Raw genomic sequence first — 14,676 nt, 5'->3', positions numbered from 1 at the left:
AGCCCATACCGGGAAAGCGCAAGCAGCTATCAATACCGTAGCAAATCAGCAGCACGCTCGGGCTGCAAGCCGGCTCAAGCCGGCTGCGTAGTCCGCAGACGGATGTGCAATTCCTTGAGCTGCTTCTCGTCGACCGGGCTGGGCGCGTGGGTCAGCAGGCACTGCGCGCGCTGGGTCTTGGGGAAGGCGATCACGTCGCGGATGGACTCGGCACCGGTCATCATGGTGACGATGCGGTCCAGGCCGAACGCCAGGCCGCCGTGCGGTGGCGCGCCGTACTGCAGCGCGTCGAGCAGGAAACCAAACTTTTCCTGCGCCTCTTCCGGCCCGATCTTCAGCGCGTCGAACACCTTGCTTTGCACGTCGGCGCGATGGATACGCACCGAGCCGCCGCCCAGTTCCCAGCCGTTGAGCACCATGTCGTAGGCCTTGGAAATACATTTTCCCGGGTCGGTGTCCATCCAGTCTTCATGGCCGTCCTTGGGTGCCGTGAACGGGTGGTGCACCGCGCTCCAGCGCTGGCCGCCTTCGTCGTATTCGAACATCGGGAAGTCCACCACCCACAGCGGTTTCCAGCCGGCGGTGAACACACCGGACTTCTTGCCGAAGGCGCTCAGACCAACCTTCAGGCGCAGCGCGCCTATGCTGTCGTTGACGATCTTGGCCTTGTCGGCGCCGAAGAAAATGATGTCGCCGTTCTGCGCGCCGGTGCGCTTGAGAATCTCGGCCACGGCGGCGTCGTGGATATTCTTGACGATAGGACTTTGCAGCCCGTCGCGACCCTTGCTGACGTCGTTGACCTTGATCCAGGCCAGGCCCTTGGCGCCGTAGATCTTGACGAACTCGGTGTAGCCGTCAATCTCGCCGCGGCTCATCTCGGAGCCGCCCGGCACTCGAAGCGCGACCACCCGGCCACCCGGCGTGGTGGCCGGTGCGCTGAAGACCTTGAAGTCCACATCGCCCATCACGTCGGTCAGTTCGGTGAACTCAAGGTTCACGCGCAGGTCCGGCTTGTCGGAGCCGAAGCGGTGCATGGCGTCGGCATAAGTCATGACCGGGAACTCGCCGAGGTCTGTGGCCAGCACAGTCTTGAAGATGTTGCTGATCATGCCCTGGAACATGTCGCGGATGTCCTGCTCGCCCATGAAGGACGTCTCGATATCGATCTGCGTGAACTCCGGCTGGCGGTCGGCACGCAGGTCTTCATCACGAAAACATTTGGTGATCTGGTAGTAACGGTCAAAACCGGCCACCATCAGCAACTGCTTGAACAGCTGCGGGCTTTGCGGCAGCGCAAAAAACATGCCTTCGTTGACGCGGCTGGGCACCAGGTAATCTCGCGCGCCTTCGGGCGTGCTTTTGGTCAGCATCGGCGTTTCGATGTCGATGAAGCCGTTGGCGTCAAGGAACTTGCGGGTTTCCATCGCCACGCGGTAACGCAGCATCAGGTTGTTCTGCATGTAGGGACGGCGCAGGTCCAGCACGCGGTGTGTCAGGCGTGTGGTCTCCGACAGGTTGTCGTCGTCCAGCTGGAACGGCGGGGTCACGCTGGGGTTGAGCACAATCAGCTCGTGGCACAACACCTCGATCTTGCCGCTTTTGAGCGCCTCGTTGACAGTCCCCTCCGGGCGTGCCCGCACCAGGCCCTTGATCTGCACACAGAACTCGTTGCGCACACCTTCCGCAGTGGTGAACATGTCGGCGCGGTCGGGGTCGCACACCACCTGCACATAACCCTCGCGGTCGCGCAGGTCGATGAAAATCACGCCGCCGTGGTCACGCCGGCGATTGACCCAGCCACACAGGCTGACGCTTTGCCCCATGAGGCTCTCGGTCACCAGACCGCAATAGTGGGAACGCATTTGGGAAGTCATAGATAAGTCGCTTGTTTCGCTGATACGTCGGAGGTGAGGGCTTGCGCGCTACGGAAGAAAAACTATTTCGGTTTGTAGTTGGCGGCACTGCCGGGCACCACCACTCCCATGGAAATCACATAGGTCAGGGCCTCATCCACACTCATTTTGAGTTCGATGCAGTCCGCCTTGGGGAGCATGACGAAATAACCGCCGGTGGGGTTGGGCGTGGTCGGAACGTAGACGCTGAGGTACTCGCCCTGCAGGTGGTTGACCACATCGCCGCCCGGCATGCCGGTTTGAAACCCTATGGTCCAGACACCCTCGCGCGGCCATTGCACCAGCAGTGCCTTGCGAAACGCATTTCCGTTCTCTGAAAACAGCGTGTCGGATACTTGCTTGACGCTGGAATAAATCGACCGGACGATGGGAATGCGGCTGAGCAGGGCATCCCACCAGCGCACCAGCTTTTTGCCCAGAAAATTGCTGGTAATAGCGCCTATCGACAGCACGATGGCCAGCGCCAGCAACACACCAAAGCCAGGAATATGAACACCGAGCAATTTGTCAGGGTGCCAGTTACCCGGGAGAATTTCCAGCGTCTGGTCCAGCGTGCCGATGATCCAGTTCAGCAGCCAGACGGTAACCGCAAGCGGCACCAGCACCAGCAAGCCCGCCAGCAGCCATCGGCGTATAGCGGCCATCAACTCGCCTTGGGGGTGGGGCTGCCGCTGCTCGCTGGCGCAGCGGCAGGCGCGGCAGCAGGGGCCGCCGCCGCTTTCGCGGCAGGCTCTGCCGACTTGGCATCGGCGCCCGTTGCGGCAGGCGCTTCCGAGCCGCCTGCCGGCGGTACGGCTGCTGCACCGCCACCGCCGCGGAAATCAGTCACATACCAACCCGAACCCTTGAGCTGGAAACCGGCAGCAGTCAGCTGCTTTTTGAACGCGGGGGCGCCGCACTGGGGACAGTCGGTCAGCGGCGCATCAGACATTTTTTGCAAAACGTCTTTGCTATGCCCGCAGGACTCGCATTTATAGGCGTAGATTGGCATGGTTCTGGAAGATTTTGTCGGGGCTGCCTGCTCCTGCGGGGACCACAGGATGCAAAACCTTCAATTATAGGCGCGGGCATCTGCCCGGCGCCCCAAAGTGCATTTGGCTGCTCGCCAACCGCTTGCCCGGGCTGATCAGGCTTCGGTGCTCAGGCGGTGGTGGCTGCCCCGGCTGTTCTCAATGGTTTGCGGCGTCAGCGAACCCACCAGCATGCCCAGCGCGGCCGCAAGCACCCCGGCCAGCTGGGCCGGAAACTGCTCGCCCAGGGCACTGAAGGTAAACAGCAGCCAGGTGCCGATGCCGCACACCACCGAGAACACCGCGCCCTGGGTACTGGCTTTTTTCCAGTACAGACCAAATACCAGCGGCACAAAGGCGCCGACCAGGGGCACCTGGTAAGCGCCGGAGACCATCTCATAAATCGAGGTGCCCTGCATGAAAATGGCATAGGCCAGCACCAGGCTGCTGAATACCAACACGCTGGTGCGCATCAGCTTGAGCTCATGTTGGTCGCTCATGCGCGGCTTGAACTGGCGCCAGATATTCTCGACAAAAGTCACACTGGGCGCCAGCAAGGTGGCCGAGGCAGTCGACTTGATGGCCGACAACAGCGCACCAAAAAACAGCACCTGCATGATGAAGGGCATTTTTTCAAGCACCAGCGTAGGCAGTATCTTTTGCGGGTCTTCCTTGAGCAAAACGGCGGTTTGCTCCGGCATGATGATCAGTGCGCTGACCACCAGAAACATGGGCACAAAGGCAAACAGGATGTAGCAGACGCCACCTATCACCGGCCCTTTGGTGGCTGCGCCCTGGGTGTTGGCCGACATCACACGCTGGAAGACATCCTGCTGCGGGATGGAGCCGAACATCATGGTGATGGCGGCCGCAAAGAAAAACACCATGTCGCGCAAATTGGGCTCCGGCCAGAATTTGAACAGGTCCTGACTGGTGGCCAGGGCAATCACTTTGTCCGCGCCACCGGCCAGGTTGCCGGCAAACACGGCCAGCACCGCCAGACCGACGACCAACACGATCACCTGGATGAAGTCGGTCACCGCCACCGACCACATGCCGCCGAACAGCGTATAGGCCAGCACCGAGGCCGTGCCGATCAGCATGCCCGCGGTGGTGCTGATGGCGCCCCCTGACAGTATGTTGAACACCAGCCCCAGGGCCGTCACCTGGGCCGCGCCCCAGCCGAGATAGCTGATCATGATGACGATGGAGCACACCACCTCGATGGTCCGGCCATAACGCTCCCGGTAGTAGTCGCTGATCGTCAGCAAAGACATCTTGTAGAGCTTGCCGGCGAAAAACAGGCCCACCAGGATCAGGCAGGTGCCCGCGCCAAAAGGGTCTTCCACCACGCCGTTCAGCCCGCTCTGGACAAACTTGGCCGGGATGCCCAGCACCGTCTCCGAGCCAAACCAGGTGGCAAAGGTTGTGGTCACGATCATGATCAGCGGCAGCTTGCGCCCGGCGATCGCATAGTCGGCGGTGTTTTTGACGCGCCTGGCGGCGTACAGACCGATGATGATGGTGATCAGAAGGTAGATGAAAACCAGGGTCAAGAGCACAGCGGCCTCCTCTAGAATGCGTGATTATTACCAGATTTTCCGCCCGGTAATCTGCTGCCTGACCGGGCAAGCGGCCAAGAAGTCCTAGAAAACGCGAATGCGCAGCACCAGCTGCATGGCAAGCAGGCCCAATGCAAAACCCAGGCCACCGTAGATCAGGCTTTGCAACAGCCGGTTGGTGCGCTTTTGCTCCTGCAGCAGTTCCTGGAGCTCCCGGCGGTTGCCGCCGGACTGGTTTTTCAGGTATTGCTGCAGCAGCCGCGGCAGGCCGGGCAGCAGTTTGGCATAGGTCGGGGCCTCGGCCTTGAGCTGCTCCAGCAGCTTTTCAGGGCCGACTTGTTCCAGCATCCAGGTTTCCAGAAATGGCTTGGCCGTGCTCCACAGGTCCAGTTCGGGGTCCAGCTCGCGGCCCAGACCTTCGATGTTGAGGAGGGTTTTCTGCAGCAGCACCAGTTGCGGCTGGATTTCCACATGGAAACGCCGCGAGGTCTGAAACAGCCGCATCAGCACCATGCCCAGCGATATTTCCTTGAGCGGCCGGTCGAAATAGGGCTCGCAACAGGCGCGTATCGCGGCTTCGAGTTCATCGACCCGCGTGTCGGCCGGCACCCAGCCGGACTCGATGTGCAGCTCGGCCACCCGTTTGTAGTCACGCTGGAAAAACGCGCTGAAGTTCTGCGCCAAGTACTCCTTGTCGACCTCGGTCAGCGTGCCGACGATGCCGAAGTCCAGCGAAATGTAGCGGCCGAAGGTGGCCGGCTCCAGGCTGACCTGGATGTTGCCAGGGTGCATATCGGCATGAAAAAACCCGTCGCGAAACACCTGGGTGAAAAAGAGGGTGACGCCGTCGCGCGCCAGCTTTTTCATGTCCACGCCGGCATCGCGCAGGCGCTCGACCTGGCTGATGGGCACACCCTTCATGCGCTGCATCACCATCACGTCGGGCATGCAGAAATCCCAGACTATCTCCGGAATCAGCACCAGGTTCAGGTTTTGCATGTTGCGGCGCAGTTGCGCCGCATTGGCGGCCTCGCGCAGCAGATCCAGTTCATCATGCAGGTACTTGTCGAACTCGCCGATCACCTCGCGCGGCTTTAGCCGCTTGCCGTCGGCCGACAGGCCTTCAACCCAGCCGGCCATCATGTGCATCAGCGCCAGGTCTTTTTCAATCGCCGCAAGCATGTTGGGGCGCAGCACCTTGACCGCGACCTCGCGGCCTCCGGGCAGCGTCGCGAAATGCACCTGGGCAATCGAGGCGCTGGCCACCGGCTGGCGCTCGAAGCTTCCAAAAATCTGGGTGATCGGACGGCCAAAGGCTTTTTCAATGATGGCGATGGCCACGTCCGAGTCAAACGGCGGCACCCGGTCCTGCAGCCGCGCCAGCTCATTGGCAATGTCCAGCGGCAGCAGGTCGCGCCGGGTTGACATGACCTGGCCGAACTTGACAAAAATCGGCCCCAGGCTTTCCAGCGCTTCGCGCAGCCGCGCTCCTCGCGGCGACCTCAGATCGCGCCCGACCGAGACAACACGCGTCAGCGTGCGTATCCAGGGCTTGCTGAAACTCGACAGCACCAGCTCATCGAGCCCGAAGCGCAGCACTGTCCAGACGATAAAAACGCCCCGGAACAGTCTGCTCATGAGGTGGCTTTCGGCGGCTCGGGGACGGGCGGTACCGCCACGGCTCCGGCGGGGGAAGCAGCCGGCACAAGCGCCTGGGCCAAAAACTGGCGCAGGCCGGCCAGCGCCTGGCGGGCGAAACCGGCCAGCGTGTGGGCCGGCACGTCGCCGATGATGCGGGACAGGTCTTCTTCCAAATCCCAGCGCAAGTTGTCGGCCAGCCAGCCGAGTTCAGCAGCAAGCTGCACGTCGCCTTCGATTTTGACCGGGGGCGCCTTGCCTGCCATCACCGACTGCATGACGACCGCCGGTGATTCGGCGGTCACAGCCAGCAGCAGGTCAGGTTTTACGCCCGGCGCGGCACGGTCCAGCAGCCCGGCCGGCGTGATGACAAGGTCCAGCGCAAACACGCCCCAGCGCACATGAACCACGCTGCCTTTTTTGCGCAGCAGGCGGTTTTGCGCCTCCTTTTCCTGCATCAGCACATGGTTGAGAAACAGCACGATTTTCTGCTGCCCCTCATCAACCACCCAGGCGGGCGGCTGAAAACGGGTGGCCAGGGATTGCAAAAAAGAAAAAGGGGACGTGGTGTTGGTGCGCATACGCCCCCGATTTTGCAGCAGATTGAAAAAGCCCCTTCGCCGCGTGAGCGATGAAGGGGCTTTAAAGACCAGCAAGGGCCGCGGATCCGGCTTCGCCGGTCCGCAGGCGCAGCGCCTGCGGGGGGGGGGGGCAGCGACCCGCGCAGCGGCGGAGCGTGGGGGCTTACTGAAGTGCTTGGACGCCGGCAACAAGCCAGCCGCCGCCGTTGCGCGGCTTGGTCATGTTCCAGACCTCGCGGAACGGGCTGGCACCGGCTGAAGCGTCTTCACGAATCATGCCGGAGAACTCCACGCTGGCCATGTAAACATCGCTGAGTTCCTCAATGCCGAGCAGTTTGGCGTCAAGCATCACCACGTCGGTTTTGTTGGTCACGCCGCCGGTGTGCGACTCGCGGTCGGCCAGTTGGGTCTTGATCTGCGCCAGCATTTCGTCGGTCATCATGGCGCGCAAGCTGCCCACATCCGAGCGATCCCAAGCGTCCTGCAGGGTCACGAAGTTGGTCTTGCAGGCGTTTAGGAAACCTTCGGCATCAAAGCCATCGGGCACGCCCCACGTCTGCGAACCAGCCAGGCCGGAGCCAATCATGGAACCGCCGCTTGCCTTGCTGGCATCGAAGGCCATGCTGTTGCGCTCCCAGGGCCGGGCCGAGGCATCGTTGCCAACATTCTCCGGGCTGTAGTTGCGCGGCGTGCTGGCGTTGCCTGCGCCCTGCATGGCGAAAGGCGACGCACCCTGGCCGTTGCCAGCCTTGAGCCTGCGCACCACGAAGCCAACCACCACCATGATCACCAGCGCGAGCAGGGCAAACATGATGATTTGTCCGAAAGCGCCGCCCAGGCCAAGCGAGGAAGCCAGCCAGGCCAAGCCCAGACCCGCAGCGAGGCCGCCGAGCATGGCGCCCCAAGGTTTCTTGGGCGCTGCTGCAGCAGCCGCAGTGTTGGCAGGCGCGGCCGGCGGGGTGGCCTGGCGCTGCGTCACGTTCGACGATTGGCGCCCGACCGAACCGCCACTGCCCATGCGTTTGGCTTCCGCGACAGGCGCATACGCCAGAAGCATGGTGACGGCCAGTACGGCCGAGAGAATTGCAGACCAGAATTTCATGATGTCTCCTCTATTTAAATTGCTTCAACACTTGATTCCAACATGTAATGCCACCACCCCGCCGGTGAGGTTGTGATAGTCCACATGACCAAAACCACCTTTATGCATAAGGGCCTTTAGCTCGTCCTGGCCGGGATGCATGCGAATGGACTCCGCCAGGTAGCGGTAACTCGAGTCGTCATTGGCCACCAGCTTGCCCAGTTTGGGCAGCACATTGAAGGAATACCAGTCGTAGACCTTCGCCAGCGGTTTGGCGATTTTTGAAAATTCCAGCACCAGCAGCTTGCCGCCGGGCTTGAGCACTCGGTTCATCTCGGTCAGCGCCAGGTCCTTGTGGGTCATGTTGCGCAGGCCAAAAGCCACGGACACGAGGTCGAAACTGGCATCGGCAAACGGCAGCTTTTCGGCGTCGCACACCGTGGTCGGCAAGACCTTGCCGGCGTCCAGCATGCGGTTGCGGCCTTCGCGCAGCATGGCTTCGTTGATGTCGGTGTGCACCACGCAGCCGGTGCTGCCCACCTTGGGCGCAAAGGCCAGTGCCAGGTCACCGGTGCCGCCAGCGATATCAAGTACGCTCTGGCCCTCTTTCACATCGGCCACCATCACCGTGTAGGCCTTCCAGACGCGGTGCAGGCCCATGGACATGAGGTCGTTCATCACATCGTACTTGGGCGCGACCGAATCGAACACGCTGCGTACACGGCTGGCCTTGTCATTCTCGTCGACAGACTGGAATCCGAAGTGGGTGCTGCTCATAAGCTAATGCTAGGGGCGAAACCCGACAATTCAAGCGACAACCCTGTCATCGCGTGGGGCATTCGCGGTATTTATGTTGAAAAACAACACTCGCCCTCGTCTGTCGGACGCGAGCAGCTATGAAATTGATAGTGGAAGAGAAACGGCCAGCGTGCATCAATGGCTGCTGCAGCCGTGGCCGCCGGCAGCAAGCATGGGCGCGTCGCGTTGAGCCCCGGCGGCTTCCAGGCGCTGCGTGTACTCGGCCCACAGGCGGGCCTGTTCAGCACCGAGAAAGTACAGGTAATCCCAGGAAAAAATGCCGCTTTCGTGGCCATCGGAAAACACCGGCTTGACGGCGTAGTTGCCGATGGGCTCCAGCTCCAGCACGGCGACCTCGCGCTTGCCGGTCTGCAGCACCTCCTGTCCCGGCCCGTGCCCCTGAACTTCGGCCGACGGCGAATAGACCCGCATCAGTTCGAAGGGAATTTTGAATTCGGTGCCATCCGAAAAAGCAATCTCCAGCACGCGGGACTGCTTGTGCACCGTCAATGCCGTGGGGGTGGGGGTATCTGGTGTCAGGCCTGCCATGATGAATGTTCCTTGCTTGCGTCAGACCAGCACGCGTTCAATGCCGCCGTTGTTGGCGGCAGCTACATAAGCCGGCAGCCATTCCTTGCCCAGAATCTGGTTGGCCATTTCGACCACGATGTAGTCGGCCTCCAGCAAGCCGTTGTTCAGGTCGTTGCCGTAGCGACTCAGGCCCTGCAGGCAGCTCGGGCAGCTCGTGAGGATCTTGACGTTGCCACTTGCAGCGACGGCGCCGCTGGCGCGCAGCGTGGCCTCATCCTTACGCAGTTCTTCTTCCTTGCGGAAGCGGATCTGCGTCGAGATGTCCGGTCGCGTGACGCCCAGCGTGCCGGATTCGCCACAGCAGCGGTCAGACTTGAGCACCTGGTCGCCGAGCAGCGCTTTGACGGTTTTCATCGGCTCCTGCAGCTTCATCGGGCTGTGGCAGGGGTCGTGGTACAGGTAACCCGCGCCGGGCTGGTCGGTGCGCAATGTGATGCCTTTTTCCAGCAGGTATTCATGGATGTCGATGATGCGGCAACCCGGGAAAATTTTCTCGAACTCGTAACCTTGCAGCTGGTCGTAACAGGTACCGCAACTCACCACCACGGTCTTGATGTCCAGGTAGTTCAGCGTGTTGGCCACGCGGTGAAACAGCACCCGGTTGTCGGTAATGATTTTTTCGGCTTTGTCGAACTGGCCGCTGCCGCGCTGCGGGTAGCCGCAGCACAGGTAACCCGGCGGCAGCACGGTTTGCACGCCGGCATGCCAGAGCATGGCTTGCGTTGCTAGGCCCACTTGCGAAAACAGGCGCTCCGAGCCGCAACCAGGGAAATAAAACACCGCTTCGGTCTCAGCGGTGGTGGTTTTCGGGTCGCGGATGATGGGAACGTAGTCCTTGTCCTCGATGTCCAGCAAGGCGCGCGCAGTTTTTTTCGGCAGACCGCCCGGCATCTTCTTGTTGATGAAATGGATCACCTGCTCCTTGACCGGCGCGGCGCCGACCGTGGCCGGCGGCAGGGCGGTCTGCTTGCGGGCCACCCGCCGCAGCAGGTCGTTGGCCAGGCGCTGCGCCTTGAAGCCGACATCCACCATGGCGCCGCGCATGAACTTGATGGTCTGCGGGCTGGTAGCGTTGAGGAAAAACATGGCGGCGGCGTTGCCGGGGCGGAAGGTCTTCTGGCCCATCTTGCGCAGCAGGTTGCGCATGTTCATCGACACCTCACCGAAGTCGATGTCCACCGGGCAGGGAGAGAGGCACTTATGGCAGACCGTGCAGTGATCGGCCACATCCTCGAATTCTTCCCAGTGTTTGATGCTGATGCCGCGGCGCGTCTGCTCTTCATAAAGAAAGGCTTCGACCAGCAGCGAGGTCGCCAGAATCTTGTTGCGCGGGCTGTACAAAAGGTTGGCGCGTGGCACATGGGTGGCGCACACCGGTTTGCACTTGCCGCAGCGCAGGCAGTCCTTGACGCTGTCGGCAATCGCGCCGATGTCGGACTGCTGCATGATCAGCGATTCGTGGCCCATCAGGCCGAAGCTGGGTGTGTAGGCGTTGGTCAAATCGGCGAACAATGCTTCATTCACGCCGTTCGTATAAGCCTTTTTGGCCTCCAGCCCATATCCAGTGGGCGTAGATAGCTCCCGATTTCGTAGCAGTTTGCCTTTGTTGAAGCGCCCTTCCGGGTCCACCCGGAGCTTGTAGTCGGCAAACGGTTGAAGCTCGGCATCGGTCAGGAATTCCAGCTTGGTGATGCCAATGCCGTGTTCACCGGAGATCACGCCGTCGAGCGACCGCGCCAGCACCATGATGCGCGCGACCGCCTCGTGCGCGGTCTGCAGCATCTCGTAGTCATCGCTGTTGACCGGCAGGTTGGTGTGCACATTGCCGTCGCCGGCATGCATGTGCAGCGCGGCCCAGACTCGGCCCTTGAGCACCTGTTTGTGGATGGCGCTGCATTCGGCCAGGATGGGCACAAAGGCGGCGCCCGAAAAAATCGTTTGCAGCGGCGCGCGCAGCTGGGTTTTCCAGCTAGCGCGCAGCGAGTGGTCCTGCAACTGCGGAAACAGCCTGTCCACACCCTGCAGCCAGCCCGACCACAACTCGCGCACATCGCTTATCAGCGCCAGGGCCTGACTGACGCGGTCTTCCAGCAGCTCGGCCGAGGGAATTTCGCCAGCATCGTCCGATTTGCCCAGCGGCAACTTGCCCTTGAGGAAAAAGGCTTCAAGCGCATTGCACAGCTTGACCTTGTTGGCCAGGCTCAGCTCGATGTTGATGCGTTCGATGCCGTCGGTATATTCGGCCATGCGCGGCAACGGGATCACCACGTCCTCGTTGATCTTGAAAGCGTTGGTGTGGCGCGAGATGGCCGCTGTGCGCTTGCGGTCCAGCCAGAATTTTTTGCGCGCATCCGGGCTGATGGCAATAAACCCTTCGCCGCGGCGCGAGTTGGCGATGCGCACCACTTCCGAGGTGGCCCGCGCCACCGCATCAGCATCGTCGCCGGCTATGTCGCCAAACAGAACCATCTTGGGCAGACCGCCGTGGGTCTTGGACTTGGTGGCATAACCGACCGCTTTCAGGTAGCGATCATCCAGATGCTCGAGGCCGGCCAGGATGGCCCCACCGCGCGCCTGTTCGGCGAACATGAAGTCCTTGATCTCGACGATGCTGGGTACCGCGTCCTTGGCATTGCCGAAAAACTCCAGGCAAACCGTGCGGGTGTGCGCCGGCATGCGGTGCACGATCCAGCGCGCGCTGGTGATCAGGCCGTCGCAGCCTTCCTTCTGGATGCCGGGCAAGCCACTGAGGAACTTGTCGGTCACGTCCTTGCCCAGGCCTTCCTTGCGGAAAGTTTTGCCGGCGATGTCCAGGCGTTCGGTGCGCAGATGCGTCTTGCCGTCGGCTTCGAAATACTTAAGCTCAAAACTGGCCATCTCGGCATCGTGGATCTTGCCGAAGTTGTGGTCCAAGCGCGTGACTTCCAGCCACTGTGCCTCCGGCGTCACCATGCGCCAGGACGCCAGGTTGTCCAGCGCTGTGCCCCAGAGCACGGCTTTTTTGCCGCCAGCGTTCATCGCGATATTGCCGCCTATGCAGGACGCTTCCGCCGAAGTCGGGTCCACCGCAAAGACAAACCCGCCGCGTTCGGCCGCATCGGCCACGCGCTGCGTCACTACGCCGGCCTCGGTCCAGACCGTGGCCACCGGCTGGGCGATGCCGGGCAGCGCCACCATCTGGACCTCGGTCATGGCCTCGAGTTTTTCGGTGTTGATGACCACCGACTTCCAGCACAACGGGATCGCGCCGCCGGTGTAGCCGGTACCGCCGCCACGTGGAATGATGGTGAGGCCCAGCTCGATGCAACCCTTGACCAGGCCGGCCATTTCGGCTTCGGTGTCCGGCGTCAGCACAACAAACGGGTATTCAACGCGCCAGTCGGTCGCGTCGGTCACATGCGAAACACGCGACAGGCCGTCGAACTTGATGTTGTCCTTCTGGGTCAGCTTGCCGAGCTTGCGCGCGGTCAGGCGGCGCAGGTCGCACATGTTTTCAAACGAGGTCGCAAACTGTGCCACCGCTCCCCGGGCCGCGTCCAGCAGCTCAACCACGATGGCGTCACGCTGGCTGTCCTGCTCAGGGGTTCGGCGTTTTTCGACCTCGCCGAGACGGTGCTGCAGGGCTTCGACCAGCAGGCGGCGACGTTTCGGGTTGTCCAGCAGATCGTCCTGCAGGTAGGGGTTGCGCTGCACCACCCAGATGTCGCCCAGCACCTCATACAACATGCGGGCCGAGCGGCCGGTGCGGCGTTCGTCGCGCAGCAGGTTCAGCAGGTCCCAGGCGCGAGCGCCCAGCAGGCGGATCACGACCTCGCGGTCTGAAAACGAGGTGTAGTTATAGGGAATCTCGCGGATGCGGGCTGTGCCGGGGCCGGCCTCACCGGCCAGGGCGCTTAATTTTTGAAGGGATTCAGGAGCGTTCATCGTGGGAGGCCGGGTGCGAAAGGACCTGTGAGGCCCGGTCCGGCGCGTTGTTCCTATGTTACCGCAGCGCAACATTTACCGAAGTCCGCCCGCACCTCTTCGTGGAAACCCGCTTGTGGGCGCGGCGGCGACTCGCTTAAATTGAACTGTCATAAATCGTTTTTAGACTAGGTGGTTTATTGTTCGAACCATCGTTCCATCCAGGAGTTGTAATGAAAAAAAGCTTGACCGCTATCACTCTGGCGGCCTGCGCACTTGTTGCGCCCGTCGCCAGCCATGCCCAAACCGAAGTCCAGTGGTGGCACTCCATGGGCGGGGCCCTCGGCGAATGGGTCAATGACCTGGCCAAGGACTTCAACGCCAGCCAGAAGGATTACAAGGTCACGCCGACCTTCAAGGGCAGCTACGCCGAGTCGATGACCGCTGGTGTTGCCGCCTACCGCGCCGGCAACGCGCCGCACATGATCCAGGTGTTCGAGGTGGGCACCGCAACCATGATGGCCGCCAAGGGTGCCACCGTGCCTGTGGCCAAGGTGATGACCGACGCCGGCCTGAAATTCGACCCCAGCGTTTATGTGCCGGCGGTCGCTGGCTACTACACGGCCCCCAATGGCCAGATGCTGAGCTACCCCTTCAACAGCTCCACGCCAGTCTTTCATTACAACAAGGACGCCTTCAAGGCCGCCGGTCTGGACCCCGAGAAACCGCCGACCACCTGGCCCGAAGTTGCGCTGGTGGCCGCCAAGCTCAAGGCTTCCGGCCACAAGTGCCCGTTCACCACCGCCTGGATCAGCTGGACCCAGCTGGAAAGCTTCTCGGCTTGGCACAACGTGCTGTACGCGACCAAGAACAACGGCTTCGGCGGCACAGATACACGCCTGACCTTCAACAGCCCGCTGCACGTGCGCCACATCGAAAATCTGGCCAACATGGCCAAGACCGGTCTGTTCGTCTACAAGGGCCGTGAGAACAAGGCGGATGCCACCTTTGTTTCAGGCGAGTGCGCCATGGCCACCGGCTCGTCGGCCTTGGCTGGCAGTGTCAAGCGCAATGGCAAGTTCGGCTACGGCACCGGCACCCTGCCCTACTACCCCGACGTCGAGGGCGCACCGCAGAACACCGTGATCGGTGGCGCCAGCATCTGGGTGATGTCAGGCAAGAAGCCCGAGGAATACAAGGCTGTGGCCGCGTTCCTGAACCACCTGTCCAAGCCTGAAGTTGCAGCCGCCAGCCACCAGCGCACAGGCTATCTGCCGGTGACCAAGGCCTCGTTCGATCTGACCGAAAAATCCGGCTTCTACAAGCAAAACCCCGGTGCCGATGTATCCGTCAACCAGATGATCCGCAAGACCACCGACAAATCGCGCGGCGTGCGCCTGGGCAACTTCGTGCAAATTCGCACCATCATCGACGAGGAACTCGAAGGCGTGTGGCAAGGCAGCAAGCAGCCGAAGGAAGCGCTGGACAACGCAGTCAAGCGCGGCAACGAGCAACTGGAACGCTTCCAGAAGGCGAATAAGTCGTAAACTTCTGCGATCCTCCAAAAAAGAAACAAGGCCCCTAGCGGGCCTTGTTCGT

General features: G+C 61.6%; 11 protein-coding genes. 1 reads left to right on the top strand and 10 read right to left on the bottom strand.

Features of this window, described 5'->3' with window-relative positions; all coding sequences use genetic code 11:
- Positions 1-74 precede the first annotated feature (74 nt).
- The 10 genes from aspS to IEX16_RS06885 form a co-directional block, all read right to left on the bottom strand.
- A complete protein-coding gene (aspS, locus tag IEX16_RS06930) occupies positions 75-1,862 on the bottom strand; it encodes an aspartate--tRNA ligase (RefSeq protein WP_229676231.1) in 1,788 nt (595 codons plus the stop codon).
- A 74-nt stretch (positions 1,863-1,936) separates the two neighbouring features.
- A complete protein-coding gene (locus IEX16_RS06925; RefSeq protein WP_188707629.1) occupies positions 1,937-2,557 on the bottom strand; it encodes a DUF502 domain-containing protein in 621 nt (206 codons plus the stop codon).
- Positions 2,557-2,904 (bottom strand): FmdB family zinc ribbon protein, encoded by a 348-nt coding sequence (locus IEX16_RS06920; protein ID WP_188707628.1) that lies wholly within the window; start codon positions 2,902-2,904, stop codon positions 2,557-2,559. Before IEX16_RS06920 ends, IEX16_RS06925 begins: the two co-directional genes overlap by 1 nt.
- A gap of 135 nt (positions 2,905-3,039) precedes the next feature.
- Positions 3,040-4,485 carry a high affinity choline transporter 1 gene (locus IEX16_RS06915; RefSeq protein ID WP_188707627.1) on the bottom strand — a complete coding sequence of 482 codons (1,446 nt, stop codon included), beginning with the start codon at positions 4,483-4,485 and terminating at the stop codon, positions 3,040-3,042.
- A gap of 84 nt (positions 4,486-4,569) precedes the next feature.
- Entirely contained in the window at positions 4,570-6,123 is a 1,554-nt protein-coding gene (gene ubiB / locus IEX16_RS06910; RefSeq protein ID WP_188707626.1) for a ubiquinone biosynthesis regulatory protein kinase UbiB, read from the bottom strand.
- The gene (locus IEX16_RS06905; RefSeq protein ID WP_229676230.1) at positions 6,120-6,704 is read right to left on the bottom strand and encodes a hypothetical protein; all 585 of its coding nucleotides are present in this window, start codon (positions 6,702-6,704) and stop codon (positions 6,120-6,122) included. Before IEX16_RS06905 ends, ubiB begins: the two co-directional genes overlap by 4 nt.
- Before the next feature lie 163 nt (positions 6,705-6,867).
- Positions 6,868-7,806, bottom strand: a complete 939-nt coding sequence (locus IEX16_RS06900; RefSeq protein ID WP_188707625.1) for a Tim44 domain-containing protein — start codon at positions 7,804-7,806, stop codon at positions 6,868-6,870.
- Positions 7,807-7,830: 24 nt separating this feature from the next.
- Positions 7,831-8,562, bottom strand: a complete 732-nt coding sequence (gene ubiE, locus IEX16_RS06895; protein ID WP_188707624.1) for a bifunctional demethylmenaquinone methyltransferase/2-methoxy-6-polyprenyl-1,4-benzoquinol methylase UbiE — start codon at positions 8,560-8,562, stop codon at positions 7,831-7,833.
- A gap of 156 nt (positions 8,563-8,718) precedes the next feature.
- A complete protein-coding gene (locus tag IEX16_RS06890; RefSeq protein WP_188707623.1) occupies positions 8,719-9,132 on the bottom strand; it encodes a gamma-butyrobetaine hydroxylase family protein in 414 nt (137 codons plus the stop codon).
- A gap of 21 nt (positions 9,133-9,153) precedes the next feature.
- A complete protein-coding gene (locus IEX16_RS06885; protein WP_188707622.1) occupies positions 9,154-13,098 on the bottom strand; it encodes a DUF3683 domain-containing protein in 3,945 nt (1,314 codons plus the stop codon).
- A gap of 212 nt (positions 13,099-13,310) precedes the next feature.
- On the opposite strand from IEX16_RS06885, the gene ugpB reads away from it, so the two are divergent.
- Positions 13,311-14,624: a sn-glycerol-3-phosphate ABC transporter substrate-binding protein UgpB gene (gene ugpB, locus IEX16_RS06880; protein ID WP_188707621.1), complete on the top strand. Its 1,314-nt coding sequence runs from the start codon at positions 13,311-13,313 to the stop codon at positions 14,622-14,624.
- Positions 14,625-14,676: the final 52 nt, after the last annotated feature.

Origin of the sequence: Polaromonas eurypsychrophila, assembly GCF_014641715.1 — a bacterium.
GTDB lineage: Bacteria > Pseudomonadota > Gammaproteobacteria > Burkholderiales > Burkholderiaceae_C > Polaromonas > Polaromonas eurypsychrophila.
The sequence above is the reverse complement of the archived record's forward strand: the minus strand, read 5'-3'. Positions and strand labels throughout refer to the sequence as shown.